Below are 15,143 nucleotides of genomic sequence, written 5' to 3' on the forward strand. Positions count from 1 at the left end.
ATTATCATGAGTAACATAGGCACAAAATTCATCCTTGCTAACCGATTCACGTTTGATCCCAATAGTAACTCTTTGCTTGAACAAGAAAACGAACAAGAGGCTGTTCGCCTTGGTAGTAACGAAAGTCGAATTTTACTTCTACTTTGTGAACGCCCCAATGAAGTGATTACACGCCATGAACTGCATGAGTTTGTTTGGCGTGAACAAGGTTTTGAAGTTGATGACTCAAGCTTAACTCAAGCGATTTCAACACTTCGTAAGATGTTGAAAGATCAAACCAAATCACCAGAATTCGTCAAAACCGTGCCGAAACGAGGTTATCAAATGATCGCCTCGGTGACTCGAGCAACCCCCTACTCACAAAAAAACACCTTCAACGAGCCTGAAGAGGAACCGTTACTGGCCAGTGAGTCTATCCAAGACATTGACGCGGATACCACTTCGCAACCCGAAGAGACAACATCCCAAACCGTGACGACAGATCCACTCGCGAAAGTAAAAATAGGGAGAGAAAAGTTAACACTGCAAAGCAAATTGATGCTGGTTGTGGCTCTTTTCTTACCTATCCTGGCTCTCCTATTGACTAGCCCTGCACAATCAAAATTTAAACAGATTGCGGTTTATAACAACATAGTTGTGAATACGCCCATCAATCATCCAGACCTAAACAAATGGTTACCTTCTATTGAAAAGTGCGTAAAAAAATACAATGAATCACATACTGGAGAACTGGCACCTAAGCAGGTGATTGCGACTGGTGGTCAAAATAATCAGCTCGTATTGAATTACATCCATAGTTCTGAGTTCTCGGGTGAAAATGTCACTTTACGAATTTTAGCTAACCAAGATGATTTGGCCAACGTGTGTAAATAAGGGCATAAATATGAATCCAAAAGTGGCAACCCTCATCTTAGCTATCTCTGCACTATTCAGTAGTTGGTTATACTGGGGCAGTGATTTAAAAATAGAACAAATCCTAACGGCGCAAGAATGGCAATCTAAAATGGTCACTGTGGTAAAACGCAGTCAACAGAATGATTCTGTTGGGCCAATCCGTCGGGTTGATGTCAATTCGAATGTGAAATATTTACCTAACGGTACTTATATTAGAATGTCAAATGTGAAGTTATTCGCCGTGGGTGGTGAAAGTGAAAGTTTCATTAATATCTCAGAAACCGGCACCTGGGATATCAGTGATAGCTACTTATTGATATCGCCTAGCGAATTTAAAAACATTAGTTCTAGTCAAAGTAAGGACTTTACCCCTGAGCAATTAGAACTGATTACTCAATTTTTCAAGATGGATGCTCAACAAAGTCGACGCATTGATGTCGTCAATGAAAAAACATTATTGCTCACCAGCCTAAGCCATGGTTCGACAGTGCTGTTTATCAATTAGCCATCGAGTAATCTGTAACTTCAATGAAGGGTCGAAAAGATCCTTTGTTGCGTATGGCCCTTACTTCTTCACAAAAGGTACACCATGGAAAAAGCCAATATTGAGATCTACTATTGCCGCCAGTGTAATTGGATGCTTCGAGCCACTTGGCTAAGCCAAGAGTTACTGCATACTTTTAGTGAAGAAATTGAATCTGTGCGTCTCTACCCTGATACAGGGGGACGATTTGAAATCATGTGCAATGGACAACGTATTTGGGAACGTAAACATGATGGTGGTTTCCCTGAAGCAAAAGTTCTTAAGCAACGAGTCCGAGATATCATTGACCCAGAGCGAGATCTGGGTCATTCAGACAACAGGTAAATCAGATAGCGACCGGTTTAAGAGCTAGTCGCTAAACGATATTGCGCCAGTCCTTGCCCCTCTAGCCCCATTACTTGAAATAATCCATCCGTATAAATAGCGTAGCTTGGGGGAAATTCATTACGTGGAAAGGTCGCGGACCCCGGGTTGACAATAATGACATCATCTTGACCTTGCGCCATAGGGATGTGCGAGTGGCCATGGATCAAAACATCACCTTTTTTTAATGGTGGCCTATTTTGAGCATTATATTGATGGCCATGCGTTAAGAAAAAACGAGTTCCTGACTCCAAAACTACCCAACAAAAATCCATCATCATCGGAAAGTCGAGCAGCATTTGGTCGACTTCGCTATCACAATTGCCTCTGACCGCCACAATATGCGGCGCCCATCGATTCAAGCACTCCGCCACTGCGGTCGGATTATACCCATCAGGTATAGGATTACGCGGACCATGATTTAAAAGGTCTCCTAGCAGTACTAAAGTGTCTGCACCTGACTGTTCAAATAGACTGAGTACTTTTTCAGTAGCAGGCAGTGAACCGTGTAAATCCGAAGCAAAAAACAACTTCATACTTTTATCTCCGTATTTTGGAGCTACAGATTGTACGAATTTCAGCACACTTCGTCATCTTTAGTTATGGATAAACATTGTCATTTATCACCACGAACAATTCACGTATGCTAAATAAGTTTCCTATATTAGGTTAGATGGCAAACAAGCATCGTCACTTAACCAACATGGCTATCGTTCTCATCACCACCATTTAGGTGATATCGCACAGACCAATGAGGTAGAAACATGAAAATACTATTAACGGGAGGGACTGGCTTTATCGGTAAAGAGCTGATGAAACAGATTTTCACGCACAATATCTACCTTCTCACGCGCGATATAGAGCGAGCTAAACAGCAGCTCGCCCATGTAGACAAAGGTAGTATCACCTACCTGACCTCCCTAGCGAGTTTAAAAGACGCGAATCAATTTGACGCCATTATCAATCTTGCAGGAGAACCGATCGCCGACAAACGTTGGAGCAAACAGCAAAAATCGATCATTTGCGCTAGCCGATGGGAAATAACAGAGCGGTTAGTTGAACTCATCCATGCCAGTACTGAACCACCCTCCGTTTTCATCAGTGGCTCGGCCGTCGGCTATTATGGTGACCAACAGTCTCATCCGTTTGATGAAACATTACATGTGCACCAACAAAGTTTTCCTCATCACGTTTGCGAAAAATGGGAGCGCATCGCACTCCAAGCGCAATCAGAAAAAACTCGAGTGTGCCTATTGCGTACGGGGATCGTGCTCGCTAGTGATGGTGGTGCTTTAAAGAAAATGCTGCCACCTTACCGTTTAGGCTTGGGCGGCCCTCTTGGTAAGGGTGAACAGTATATGCCATGGATCCACTTATTAGATATGGCACGAGCGATAGCCTATTTATTAGACACGCCACATGCACAAGGTGCTTTTAACCTCTGTGCTCCACATCCCGTACCTAATAAGCATTTTAGCCAGCTATTGGCGAAAACATTACGTCGACCACACATACTATTCACTCCCAAATGGGTTCTAAACCTTGCAATGGGTGAAGCGGCTGTTTTACTGTTTGACAGTATTAGAGCAAAACCTAAAAAGCTAACCGAGCTAGGATTTCACTTCCAGTTTTCACACCTAGAACCTGCGTTGAAAAATATATTACAACATCGTGCTTAACCAAAACTGGCCTATATTTTTTGTGAATAGCAAGGTATACGATAATGACAAAAGCGATACTTATCAGTGGATAAACCGACGGTTGCATAAAGTAGAGCAACCAACTTAATTGTCATTAATTCGTAACATTCATGTGACATGATACAACTCTGGATATCCCAGTTAATCCAATATAAAGCGTTACATGTGGTACGACGAATATGACATTACACCAATTAAATTGGCTCAGTGTCGGTGTTGCGCTGACACTATTTTTAATATTATAGACACCTCTGCTTGCCCTCTCTTTGAGAGATAAAAAACGCTACTTTAACGGTAGCGTTTTTCATTTGCCCTTGATATTCCAATTTTTACCCCTATTTCTAAGACTATAAACTTGATTATCGCAAGGAAAATATCATGCAATCACCTTACATCGTTGAGGTCAATCAGCACAACTTTCGAGAGGTGTTCGAACGCTCAGTTGAGACTCCTATTCTCTTTTATTTTTGGGCACCCATGAATCAAGAGAGCGTACAACTCATTCCTGAATTACAAAGCGTAGCGCAACAACACAGTGGCGCATTCACATTGGCTCTTCTCAACTGCCAACAAGAACAGCAAGTGGCAGCACAATTTGGTGTTCAAGCCCTGCCAACAATCGCTCTGTTTATTAATGGTCAAGCGGTCGACGGTTTAGCAGGTGCTCAGACCATAGAAACAGTGAATACAATGTTAAACAAACATTTGCCAAGCCACGATGAAATTGCGCTACAGCAAGCCTTAACACTGATAGAGCAAACACAACATTCGCAAGCACTACCTTTGCTACTAAGTCTACCTGACGATATGAAAGCAAAAGCAGAGGTCAAACTGGCCCTCGCTGATGTGTTTCTGGAAACTCAGCAGTATGAAGCGGCAGAAACAGAACTGGAACGCATCCCACTAGAGTATCAAGATGGTTACTACAAAGGCTTAATCGCCAAACTGGAGCTGCACAAGCAAGCCGCTGACAGCCCAGAGATTCAAGCATTAGAAGAGATTTTTTCCGCTGAGCCAAACAACGCTCACATAGCAAGTGAGTTAGCGCTTCAATATCATCAAGTTAACCGTAATGAAGAAGCTCTCGAGCTGTTATGGTCATTTTTACAAAGCGACCTCAATTGCCTCGATGGCGGGCTCAAAAAAGTGTTTATGGACATTTTAAGTGCTCTTGGACAAGGAAATAGTGTGGCAAATCTCTATCGCAGAAAGCTGTATTCACTATTATACTAATAATATCAAGCAATTAAACTGGAAACGTTCTGCTTTGATTGTTTAAAAAACCAGTATCAAATCTCATTATTTCATTTGTTCCATATCGATAACTGATAGAGAATGATCAATAGCAAAGCTCAAACGTTGATGAGAATCGCTCCTATATCCAAATGACTTGGAGATACTGGCAGTCGGCAAGTGAGTTCATCCCTATGAGCACAATAAGCTCTATGATTGGGGTGAACGAACTTAGCTAACACAGCGGCCGATTCAATAGAGAAAGGAACATCAACATTAGGATTATTTAATACTTAAAAGGAACCGTTATGGCTATTGATTCACTCGTCGCCGTTGGCATATTTGTATTCGTCGTTATTTCATTTATCTTTTCTGCAGTGAAAACCGTTTCACAAGGGAGCAATTGGACAGTAGAGCGTTTTGGACGTTACACACACACCCTACGCCCCGGTTTAAATATCATTATTCCATTCATTGATCGCGTCGGACAAAAAATCAATATGATGGAACAGGTGCTTGATATCCCAGCACAAGAAGTGATATCCAAAGATAACGCCAATGTTGTTATCGACGCGGTTTGCTTCGTGCAAGTGATTGATGCTGCAAAAGCCGCCTATGAAGTTAGCGAACTACAACACGCCATTCGCAACTTAACTCTAACCAATATGCGTACCGTACTGGGCTCGATGGAACTGGATGAAATGCTCAGCCAGCGTGACATGATCAACACTAAATTGTTATCGATAGTCGATCAGGCGACTAACCCTTGGGGTGTAAAAGTCACTCGCATCGAAATTAAAGATGTACAACCACCAGCGGATTTAACCGCAGCGATGAATGCGCAAATGAAAGCGGAGAGAAATAAACGTGCTGAAGTGTTAGAAGCCGAAGGCGTACGTCAAGCACAAATTTTACGCGCCGAAGGCCAAAAGCAGTCTGAAATACTTAAAGCTGAAGGTGAAAAGCAGGCGGCTATTCTTCAAGCCGAAGCACGTGAACGCGCTGCTGAAGCAGAAGCCAAAGCGACAGAGATGGTTTCGAATGCGATTGCGCAAGGTGACATGCAAGCGGTTAACTACTTTATCGCTCAAGGATATACCGAAGCACTTAAAGCCATTGGTCAAGCAGAGAACAGCAAAATCATCATGCTGCCATTAGAAGCAACTGGGTTGATGGGTTCGGTTGCTGGCATTGCTGAAATGTTCAACCTAAAATCCTCACAAGATAAGTAGGCCTAACGTGATAGAGCTAATACAACAAATGAATTATTGGCACTGGCTCGCATTAGGCTTAGTGCTTGTTGCATTGGAACTGCTTGGAACTGCTGGGTATTTTCTTTGGTTAGGTATTTCCGCACTCATCGTTGGCCTTATCTTTACGATGCTCCCCATCAGTTGGCAACTGCAGTGGATGGCTTTTGCAAGTTTATCACTCGTCACGACTTGGTTATGGTGGCGTAAACAATTTAAATCAGACCACGATGGTGATGAGACTCGTGATCTGAACCAGAAACAGAAACAGCTGATCGGACAAACAGCTCGTCTTAAAGAGAGCGTTCAAGAAGGGGCAACTTTTCGATTGCAGCTCGGCGATACAACGTGGATAGCAAAATGCCAGCAAAACCTAGAAGCCGATGTTGTGGTTAAAGTCGTGGATGTCGAAGGAATTGTGTTGATTGTTGAGCCTAAAGAGAGCCAGCCTCATTGAGTAAACATTAGTAAGAAAGTACATAAAAACCAAAAGTGATGAATTGCTTTTGGTTTTTTCATTTATGGGCAGCCCAATTGTAGTGTGTGCCTCGACAGCTCATTAGCTAATGAGCTCATTTTCACACTGACTTGTTCAAGTCGTTATGGCAACACTGCCCCTTCAAATTATCTATGATTGGGCATTCACTACCGCCGTCGCCTGGACATTCGGTAATCCACTCTTCTAGTTGCAACTTAATCAATGAAAGCTCTGCCAGCTTCTGTGATACTTGTTTCAACTTCTCTTGCGCTTTCTCTTTGACTGCAAAACTGGTCCGGTACGGATCGTTGGCAAGGGCGAGTAAGGATTTACATTCCTCTAAACTAAAACCAACGCGCTTGCATCGCGCAATAAGTAAAAGATCATCAATATGCGCTTGTTGATAATGACGGTAACCATTCTCTGAACGAAGGGGCGGCGATATCAGCCCCTTCTCTTCATAAAGACGAATGGACTTAGCGGTAAGTGCTGTTAACTGAGAAACTTGGCTAATATTCATAGTAAGCGTAATACTTAAAAGGCATGATTTAACCATGCCTTTTATAACGATAAATCGCAAGCTTGATTATTGATTTAGTAACCAGCTCAGAATCTGAGACTTCTCAGCTTTATTCGCTTTCTCATACCAGTACCCTAGCATATCTAATGGCTTATTTTCTGCCTTCAGAGGTTGGCTAATGTTATCTCGATTGCTAAATGCCCAGTTTTCAAATATTTCCCGATCGTTAACATCAGCTTCAGCAAACCAATATTGAACCATTTCAATAGTTTTAGTCGCTTGCTCTTGCACTGAGTGAGTGACACTGGAAGGTATCGTTGAACTGCCTAAGGTGAAGTTCGCCTCGTCAATCACGGCTAAGAAGTAGGCTTTAGGCACCGAAAATTCTACTTGGCTTTTGTCTGTTGATGAGGTCAGCGTAAACACAACCGAATCCGAGCTCAGTTGCTGAATATATTCTTGAGATAATGGAAACTTAAACCATTGCGTCGTCGTACAATGCTCGGTACAAGTCTCAGCCAATGGACGATATGTTTCTACTTTAAACTTCTGTGATGAGTAAGTAACTGTGTCAAATTGGTCATAATTTTTAAAATAAGTAACATTCATATCAACATATGAATATTCAATATTTACCCCTTCAGATTTAGGGAAATTACCGACATAGCTTAGCTCAGATTTTACAATATCAGGACCTAAAATTGCCTTAGCTCCTGGTGTAATGTCTTTTGCTACAACTTGAACATAGTTGTGCCTTTCTTTGACATTCTTCGCCACATCATTGAACACACTAGAACTGTCTAAATTACTGCATCCAACGGCCATTGTGATGGTTGAAAATAATATGGTCGTTTTAAATAAATTCATCATTTATGTCCTTGTTTATGGAGTAAAAACACCGGCACAAGGCCGGCGTTTTATTAAAGAAAGGCAAGGTTTGTCAAATTAGAAGCCGTATTCCAAGCCTACACGTACAAATCCTTTCTTATCATCAGAGTTGTATGCGTCGTGCTGACCAACACGAATGTATGGCACGAAACCATTTTTCACGTACATCAGCTGTGCAGACAATACTTCATCATCATCATTTTGATCTACACCGTTCACTTCAGAATCAAGGTTAGCTGCATAGCCTACTTTGAAGCCCCATGGACCATTCCAGTATTGGCCGATCAGAGAGTATTGACCTTGCTCACCTTCTTTACCAGCATTACTATAGTGTTTAGAAACACCTTCCGTATACTTATAAGCCCCAGCTAAGCCGAAGCCTGCTGGCAGTGGAAGTTCAAAACCTACGATATACGCTGTTGCGTCAGCAGCAGCTTTAATATCATCTTTTTTGTCTTCTGTTAAAGTTAATTGGTATTTTGAGTTATTTTCGTAACCGACATGGAAAGTTACGATATCAGCTGCATTATAGTGAACAGCTGCACCAAAGTGATTTGAACCCTTAGTGCCTACATCACCACGACCAGCAGAAATGTTAAATGTTAGACCACCGAAGGCTGGTGAGTCGTAGCGAGCAATATCACCTTTACGATCATAATGGCCTGCAACATCGCCACCCCAATCGAATACACGACCTAAACCTGGGTTAGAGTATGGCCAGTCAACGATTTCATATAGAGGGGTTAGCATACGACCAAAACGAATTTTACCCCAATCTCCTTGCAAACCAAGAAAAGTATCACGGGCACCTAAAGTGTTACCTTTACCATCTTCGCCAACATAACCTGATTCAATTTGCATAAATACGTTCACATTATCAAACATATCTTTGCTAGCACGGAAACCTATGCGTGATTCATTTTCATAATCGTAGCCATTACTATCTTCTTGATAAAAAGCAGAAATAGCAGCAACACCGTACGCTTGCACGTTAAAATCAGACAGCACACCAATTGCACCTGTTTCAGACGCTGCGAATGCACCAGTTGACGCCATAGCAACTGCAGCGCCTAAAAGAGTACGTTTAAACATTTTGTCCATGGAAAAACTCCTAAAAATAGATATAGCTGTTTTTTATTTCCCCCTTAAGTTGGCCGCCGAAGGGAGAAATCATTTCCTATGTTGAAAACCTAAATTAGTCATTAATTTTCTGATTTTCTCTTTTCCTGCATACACATCGTGTATCCATGTTCACTAGACTAACTTCGCAACAGAAAACATCAATGAGAACTTAATTTTTATCTAAAAAAATATGAGCTACGGCAAACTTTGACCAAGTAAGTGATCAAGATCTAATAAGTCATAAAACAAAATATAAAAACAAAAAACTCATTAATTTTCAAAATGATACAAAAACAATTACACTAATAGCTTGAAGTGCATCGCAATAATAAATTGAAAGAGAGTAAAGTTCTTCTTGATTGGCATCGAAGAAAATGAGGGCTTTTTTTCTAATTACTGGACATTTTAATGTGGCGGTTTGAGATAAAAATAAAGCCTCAAAATTAATTTTGAGGCTTTATGAAGGAAGGGATGCTTAAAAAATTAGCTTTTCATTAACTCAAGCAAATCTTGTTCGCTGCGAATTTCGATGCCTAGTTCTTGCGCTTTTACTAATTTTGAACCGGCCGCTTCTCCGGCAAATAGTATATCGGTGTTTTTAGAGACGCTTCCCGTTACTTTTGCGCCAAGCTCTTGTAGCGCCGCTTTCGCATCACTTCTAGAGAGTTTCGACAAGCTCCCCGTCAAAACCACCACTTTACCAAGTAAAGGGAGAATCGCATCTTGGCTCGGCTTTTCGATATTAGGCCACTGGATACCGAGTTCGATCAATTCATTAATCACCCGTTGGTTTTTATCTTGCTCAAAAAAAGATGTGATATGACTCGCAACGATAACTCCAACATCTTGAACTTCAAGTAGTTCTTCATGGGTCGCTTGGCGAATTTTGTCTAATGACCCGAAATGGAGCGCAAGATTCGCCGCCGTCGCTTCCCCGACTTCACGTATGCCCAATGAATACAAAAAACGGGGTAATGTGGTCATTTTGGCGGCATTCAGTGCATTAACGATATTTTGTGCTGATTTTGGTCCCATACGCTCTAACACCGTTAGCTGGCCTGCTTTTAGACGGAAGAGGTCCGCGGGCGTGCTCACCATCTCTTTATCAACAAGCTGCTCAATCACTTTTTCGCCTAAACCATCCACGTCTAACGCTTTGCGAGAGACAAAGTGCTTTAATGCTTCTTTGCGCTGAGCTTGACACACTAACCCCCCTGTACAACGGGCGACAGCTTCACCTTCAACACGCTCAATGTCAGAGTTGCACACCGGGCAGTACTGCGGGAAAACAATATCGACCACTGTATCAGAGCGTCTGTCTAACAACACAGAAACAATCTGTGGGATAACATCGCCTGCTCGACGAATAATAACGCTATCACCAATTTTCACGCCTAGGCGCTCAATTTCATCAGCGTTGTGTAATGTCGCATTGCTGACGGTGACTCCCCCCACAAATACAGGTTCTAACTTCGCAACAGGTGTAATAGCCCCGGTACGGCCCACTTGAAATTCAACATCGTTCAGGAGCGTTATTTCTTCTTGGGCGGGAAATTTATAAGCAATCGCCCAGCGAGGCGCCCGCGCGACAAAACCGAGCTTTTGTTGCAATTCAATATCATCAACTTTAATCACCACGCCATCAATCTCATACGCGAGTTGAGCGCGACGAGTTAAGATACTTTGGTAGTACTCTTTCACTTCATCCATTGAAGAGACTAGACGTGTTTCAGGGCACATCGGCAGCCCCCACCCTTTTAACTGCAAAAAGCGCTGATAATGACTGCTTGCTAACTCAGCGCCTTCAATCACACCAACACTGTAAGCATAAAAATTCAACGGCCTTTGAGCTGTGATTTTTGAGTCGAGCTGTCTCAAGCTCCCTGCGGCTGCATTTCTTGGGTTAACAAAGGTTTTTTCACCTTTTTTGAGTGCTTGTTGGTTCAATCGCTCAAAACCGGCTTTAGGCATGAACACTTCACCACGAACTTCTAAACGAACGGGCCACCCTTTTCCCTGTAACTTCAGTGGAATAGCACTGATCGTTCGCACGTTTTCCGTAATGTTTTCACCGACCGCGCCATCCCCACGCGTGGCGGCTTGTACTAACACACCATTTTCGTAAAGCAAACTCACGGCTAAACCATCAAGCTTAGGTTCGCAGCAAAAAGCGTTAAAGTGGGCACTCGGTATCCGGTCTTGCATCCGCTTGTGAAAGGCATCAAGCTCATTCTCATCAAACACATTATCTAAAGAGAGCATTGGAATTTCATGAGTCACCTGGGCAAAACCCTCTAAAGGCTTACCTCCAACACGCAAGCTGGGTGAATCCGCTGTGACTAACTCCGGATACTGCGATTCCAACTCAAGCAGCTCACGCATCAAACGATCATACTCAGCGTCAGGAATTTCAGGGTTATCTTCTACATAATAACGTACAGCATGATAATGCAGCGTCTCACGAAGTTGGCTTAATTTGTGTTCTATTGTTTGCATCATAATTCTCTCGGATCATGAAAAAAGGCTCCGACTAGGAGCCCTTAATGGTCGATGTTTATTCTACGCGTCTACGCGTTGCGTGCGCTTTTAAACTCTTGGATTTGGCGTCGGTAGGCAGCCAATCGATCTGGCGTCATTAAATTACGCGCATCATCCAATACATTGCCACCTAAATCATCAGCGATTTGTTGAGCGGTTTTAAGCATTAATTTGAAATTTTGATCAGGCTCGCCGTAGCAAGGCAGTGTCATGAAGAATGAGATACCGCGAGTAGTAAACTCCGCAGGATCATGATGTGCCAATGTACCGGGTTGCATCATGTTGGCAACACTAAACAGCACTTTCCCTGTACCTGACAGATCGGCATGCCGGTGGAAAATATCCATCTCACCATAAAGAAGGCCGTTTTGCTGCATACTGTCAAAAAGCTTAGTGCCGACAAAGGGATCATTTCCCGCACAATGCACATTCAGCACAATCACTTCCATTTCGGCTTCTTGAACGTCGGATTTTTGATTATCGTCAGCAATGACATCATCTTGTTCACTGAGACTTGGGGATTCGGTTTTCATCGATATTGAGGGCACATCATCGAGTTCATCAAGCACATTTTCAGGTTCAAAGCTTGGTGAATAACCGTCAATGAGAGGGTCAACCGCTTCACTAAAATCTGGCTCTTTACGTACTTTGCGAATAATTTCGAAATCATCTTCCGGAGCAAATGAACGCTGGGTCGCAGATTGTGTATCATCGTGATCAACATCAATTTTACCAAGAGGCTTATCCTCAAACTTGGACTTCCCTTCTTTCTTACTGGTCCAAAGACCATGAAATAGCAACGCGGCTATCGCTAGCGCGCCAACAATTATGAGTACGAATCGCAATTCCTGCATGTTTCACTCTCAGTTTCTCGATGCATGGTTATTCTCAGCTTTACCAGCTTGAATTGAACGTGTCACCAACGTGGGTTATATCGGTCTATCGGGGTACTTTACCAAAAGTTTGTACCGATTTAGAACAACTTAATGTGAGAAGTTCAATACATGATGTGATTTTCACCACGCTTTTCTTCTTCGGCAGGTTGAGTAGAATAGCTTTTTAGTATTGATTAACAGATATTCACATGGATAACGGTATGACACTTAAGCAACGTTCAGGTTTTGGATACTTCTTTTTTGGTCTAGAGCTAGCACTGACCCCCGGCATTCGACGCTTTGTGATTCTGCCATTACTCATCAACATCATTCTCGTCGGCAGCGCTCTTTTTTACTTATTCAATCATCTCAATACGTGGATAGAACAGTTTATTGGTCAAATCCCTGATTTTTTATCTTGGCTAAGTTACGTTTTATGGCCATTGCTCGCGATCACTATCTTAGCCACGTTCTCCTATTTCTTCAGTACGCTGGCTAACTTCGTCGCTGCACCATTTAATGGGCTACTCGCAGAAAAAGTGGAAGAAAGATTAATTGGCGCTCCAATCAACAGCGATGGCATCTGGTCTATGGTCAAAGACATCCCACGTATCCTCGCAAGAGAGTGGCGAAAATTAATCTATACCTTACCCAAAGCAATCGGTTTGTTCTTATTGCTCCTAATTCCTGCCTTAGGACAAACCTTAGGCCCTTTGCTGTGGTTCATTTTCACTGCATGGATGTTAGCCATCCAATACTGTGACTACCCATTTGACAACCACAAAGTGAGCTTTAACCAGATGAGACACAATTTGAAACAAAAACAGACCAAGGCGTATAGCTTTGGTGTTTTAGTGTCGATTTTTACCACCATACCCATTGTTAACTTAATCGTCATGCCGGTTGCTGTATGCGGGGCAACAGCCATGTGGGTTGGTGAATTTAAAAACAAACTGCAGTGATGGTGCGAGGGAGATTCAACCTGCATATCCCTCTATAAGTTATAACTTTTTAATCCTTTTACGTTTTAAGGTTAACACCTATTCTGCATCTGTATCCACTCACGTGTCTTATCAGACCGCCAGGCACATATAACGTGTGTAATAAAGGAATATCGCAATGAGCAAAATTTACGAAGACAACTCTCTGACTATTGGTAACACTCCTCTTGTTCGCTTAAACAAAGTCAGCAAAGGTAAGGTACTGGCGAAAATTGAAGCGCGCAACCCAAGCTTTAGCGTGAAGTGCCGTATCGGTGCCAACATGATTTGGGAAGCAGAAAAAGCTGGCACACTGAAACCTGGCGTTGAACTTGTAGAGCCAACCAGCGGTAACACCGGTGTTGCTCTTGCGTTTGTTGCAGCAGCTCGTGGCTATAAGTTGACGCTTACTATGCCTGAATCAATGAGTTTAGAGCGCCGTAAACTGCTTAAAGCTTTAGGAGCCAACCTTGAACTCACCGAAGCGGCGAAAGGCATGAAAGGCGCAATTGCTAAAGCAGAAGAAATTGTTGCCAGCAACCCTGAAAAATACTTGTTGCTGCAGCAATTCAATAACCCAGCCAACCCACAAATCCACGAAAAAACAACCGGGCCCGAAATCTGGGATGCAACTGATGGTGAGATTGACGTGTTCGTTGCAGGTGTCGGAACCGGTGGTACTTTAACGGGCACAAGTCGCTACATTAAGGGCCAAAAAGGCAAGGCTATCATCTCAGTTGCGGTTGAACCTGCGGAGTCGCCAGTCATTGCTCAAGCACTTGCTGGAGATGAAATCAAACCTGCGCCACACAAAATCCAAGGTATAGGAGCAGGATTTATTCCTGGCAACCTCGATTTATCCCTCATTGACCGTGTTGAAGCCGTCACTTCAGAAGAAGCGATTGAAATGGCAAGACGCCTCATGGAAGAGGAAGGGATTTTGGCTGGAATTTCATCAGGCGCAGCGATTGTAGCAGCGAATAGATTAGCAGAACTACCTGAATTTGAAGGAAAAACAATTGTAGCGGTACTACCAAGCTCAGGTGAGCGTTATCTGAGCACCGCACTATTTTCTGGCCTATTTACCGAGAAAGAGAACCAACAGTAATAGGTGGTTAAATCAAATTTTCGTTTAAAAAAGCCCCATACAGGGGCTTTTTTGTTGATCCTTGCCTCACCTTTGGTAATATCACCTCGTTTTATTTTAAGCTTCGAAATAAAGAAGTCAGAAACGTATTAACTATAATGACGAATGACAACATAGATTGAAATCGTGATTATGAAATTTAAATCAGTATCAGCTATGACACTAAAACAGCGTTACTCTGCTAGCAGAACCGTTGATTAGCAGTTAAGCTGTTCTGGTGAAGAAACTAACAAAAAATAAATCAATTGGGGTATATAACATGTACGAGAAGCAAGTAGAAATCACTGCAGAAAACGGCCTTCACACTCGTCCTGCTGCGCAGTTCGTTAAAGAAGCAAAAGTATTCGATGCAGACATCACAGTGACTTCTAACGGCAAAAGCGCAAGTGCTAAGAGCCTATTCAAACTTCAAACTCTTGGCCTAGTAAAAGGTACCGTTGTGACTATTTCTGCTGAAGGCCCTCAAGCTAAGCAAGCGGTAGATCACCTAGTTGCTCTCATGGACCAACTACATTAATCCGGTCCACTATTTCAAAGCCATTTTGTGAAAACAAAATGGCTTTGTTGGAAATAGTCTACATTTTGAGCTACTAATTACCGTTAGCGCAATA

16 protein-coding genes are annotated in these 15,143 nt (G+C 42.6%); 10 read left to right on the plus strand and 6 right to left on the minus strand.

Features of this window, described 5'->3' with window-relative positions:
- Positions 1-6 precede the first annotated feature (6 nt).
- The 3 genes from AACQ42_RS02930 to AACQ42_RS02940 all read left to right on the plus strand — a co-directional run bounded on the left by AACQ42_RS02930 (position 7) and on the right by AACQ42_RS02940 (position 1,762).
- Complete coding sequence (locus AACQ42_RS02930) at positions 7-873, plus strand: winged helix-turn-helix domain-containing protein (RefSeq protein WP_088721050.1); 867 nt, start codon at positions 7-9, stop codon at positions 871-873.
- A 10-nt stretch (positions 874-883) separates the two neighbouring features.
- Positions 884-1,399, plus strand: coding sequence for a regulatory protein ToxS (locus AACQ42_RS02935; RefSeq protein WP_026027495.1), 516 nt, complete (start codon positions 884-886; stop codon positions 1,397-1,399).
- A gap of 84 nt (positions 1,400-1,483) precedes the next feature.
- On the plus strand, positions 1,484-1,762 hold the full coding sequence (locus AACQ42_RS02940; RefSeq protein WP_017045494.1) for a SelT/SelW/SelH family protein: 279 nt from the start codon (positions 1,484-1,486) through the stop codon (positions 1,760-1,762).
- A gap of 17 nt (positions 1,763-1,779) precedes the next feature.
- On the opposite strand, the gene yfcE is transcribed toward AACQ42_RS02940, so the two are convergent.
- Positions 1,780-2,337, minus strand: a complete 558-nt coding sequence (yfcE, locus tag AACQ42_RS02945; protein WP_026027494.1) for a phosphodiesterase — start codon at positions 2,335-2,337, stop codon at positions 1,780-1,782.
- 228 nt (positions 2,338-2,565) lie between these two features.
- Here yfcE and AACQ42_RS02950 point away from each other — a divergent pair, with 228 nt between their 5' ends.
- From AACQ42_RS02950 to AACQ42_RS02965, 4 genes are all read left to right on the plus strand, one after another.
- Positions 2,566-3,480, plus strand: a complete 915-nt coding sequence (locus tag AACQ42_RS02950; protein ID WP_094165689.1) for a TIGR01777 family oxidoreductase — start codon at positions 2,566-2,568, stop codon at positions 3,478-3,480.
- A gap of 399 nt (positions 3,481-3,879) precedes the next feature.
- Entirely contained in the window at positions 3,880-4,734 is an 855-nt protein-coding gene (locus AACQ42_RS02955; RefSeq protein ID WP_094165690.1) for a thioredoxin family protein, read from the plus strand.
- A 308-nt stretch (positions 4,735-5,042) separates the two neighbouring features.
- A complete protein-coding gene (locus AACQ42_RS02960; protein ID WP_013857314.1) occupies positions 5,043-5,966 on the plus strand; it encodes an SPFH domain-containing protein in 924 nt (307 codons plus the stop codon).
- Between the two features lie 7 nt (positions 5,967-5,973).
- Positions 5,974-6,441, plus strand: a complete 468-nt coding sequence (locus AACQ42_RS02965; RefSeq protein ID WP_094165691.1) for an NfeD family protein — start codon at positions 5,974-5,976, stop codon at positions 6,439-6,441.
- 121 nt (positions 6,442-6,562) lie between these two features.
- Here AACQ42_RS02965 and cueR read toward each other — a convergent pair whose 3' ends face one another.
- The 5 genes from cueR to zipA all read right to left on the minus strand — a co-directional run bounded on the left by cueR (position 6,563) and on the right by zipA (position 12,384).
- Positions 6,563-6,982, minus strand: coding sequence for a Cu(I)-responsive transcriptional regulator (cueR, locus tag AACQ42_RS02970; protein ID WP_019282246.1), 420 nt, complete (start codon positions 6,980-6,982; stop codon positions 6,563-6,565).
- Positions 6,983-7,048: 66 nt separating this feature from the next.
- Complete coding sequence (locus AACQ42_RS02975; protein WP_094165692.1) at positions 7,049-7,852, minus strand: hypothetical protein; 804 nt, start codon at positions 7,850-7,852, stop codon at positions 7,049-7,051.
- Between the two features lie 75 nt (positions 7,853-7,927).
- The gene (gene chiP / locus AACQ42_RS02980; RefSeq protein ID WP_017045465.1) at positions 7,928-8,971 is read right to left on the minus strand and encodes a chitoporin; all 1,044 of its coding nucleotides are present in this window, start codon (positions 8,969-8,971) and stop codon (positions 7,928-7,930) included.
- A 504-nt stretch (positions 8,972-9,475) separates the two neighbouring features.
- Complete coding sequence (ligA, locus tag AACQ42_RS02985) at positions 9,476-11,491, minus strand: NAD-dependent DNA ligase LigA (protein WP_013857320.1); 2,016 nt, start codon at positions 11,489-11,491, stop codon at positions 9,476-9,478.
- A gap of 68 nt (positions 11,492-11,559) precedes the next feature.
- Positions 11,560-12,384 (minus strand): cell division protein ZipA, encoded by an 825-nt coding sequence (gene zipA / locus AACQ42_RS02990; protein ID WP_013857321.1) that lies wholly within the window; start codon positions 12,382-12,384, stop codon positions 11,560-11,562.
- Positions 12,385-12,614: 230 nt separating this feature from the next.
- On the opposite strand from zipA, the gene cysZ reads away from it, so the two are divergent.
- From cysZ to AACQ42_RS03005, 3 genes are all read left to right on the plus strand, one after another.
- A complete protein-coding gene (gene cysZ / locus AACQ42_RS02995; protein WP_013857322.1) occupies positions 12,615-13,367 on the plus strand; it encodes a sulfate transporter CysZ in 753 nt (250 codons plus the stop codon).
- Between the two features lie 157 nt (positions 13,368-13,524).
- Positions 13,525-14,493, plus strand: a complete 969-nt coding sequence (gene cysK / locus AACQ42_RS03000; protein ID WP_013857323.1) for a cysteine synthase A — start codon at positions 13,525-13,527, stop codon at positions 14,491-14,493.
- A 298-nt stretch (positions 14,494-14,791) separates the two neighbouring features.
- Positions 14,792-15,049 (plus strand): HPr family phosphocarrier protein, encoded by a 258-nt coding sequence (locus AACQ42_RS03005; RefSeq protein WP_026027491.1) that lies wholly within the window; start codon positions 14,792-14,794, stop codon positions 15,047-15,049.
- The last annotated feature ends 94 nt before the right edge of the window (positions 15,050-15,143 follow it).

The sequence above is a fragment of the Vibrio sp. V12_P9A6T4 genome (assembly GCF_963874835.1).
Taxonomy (GTDB): Bacteria; Pseudomonadota; Gammaproteobacteria; order Enterobacterales; family Vibrionaceae; genus Vibrio; species Vibrio anguillarum.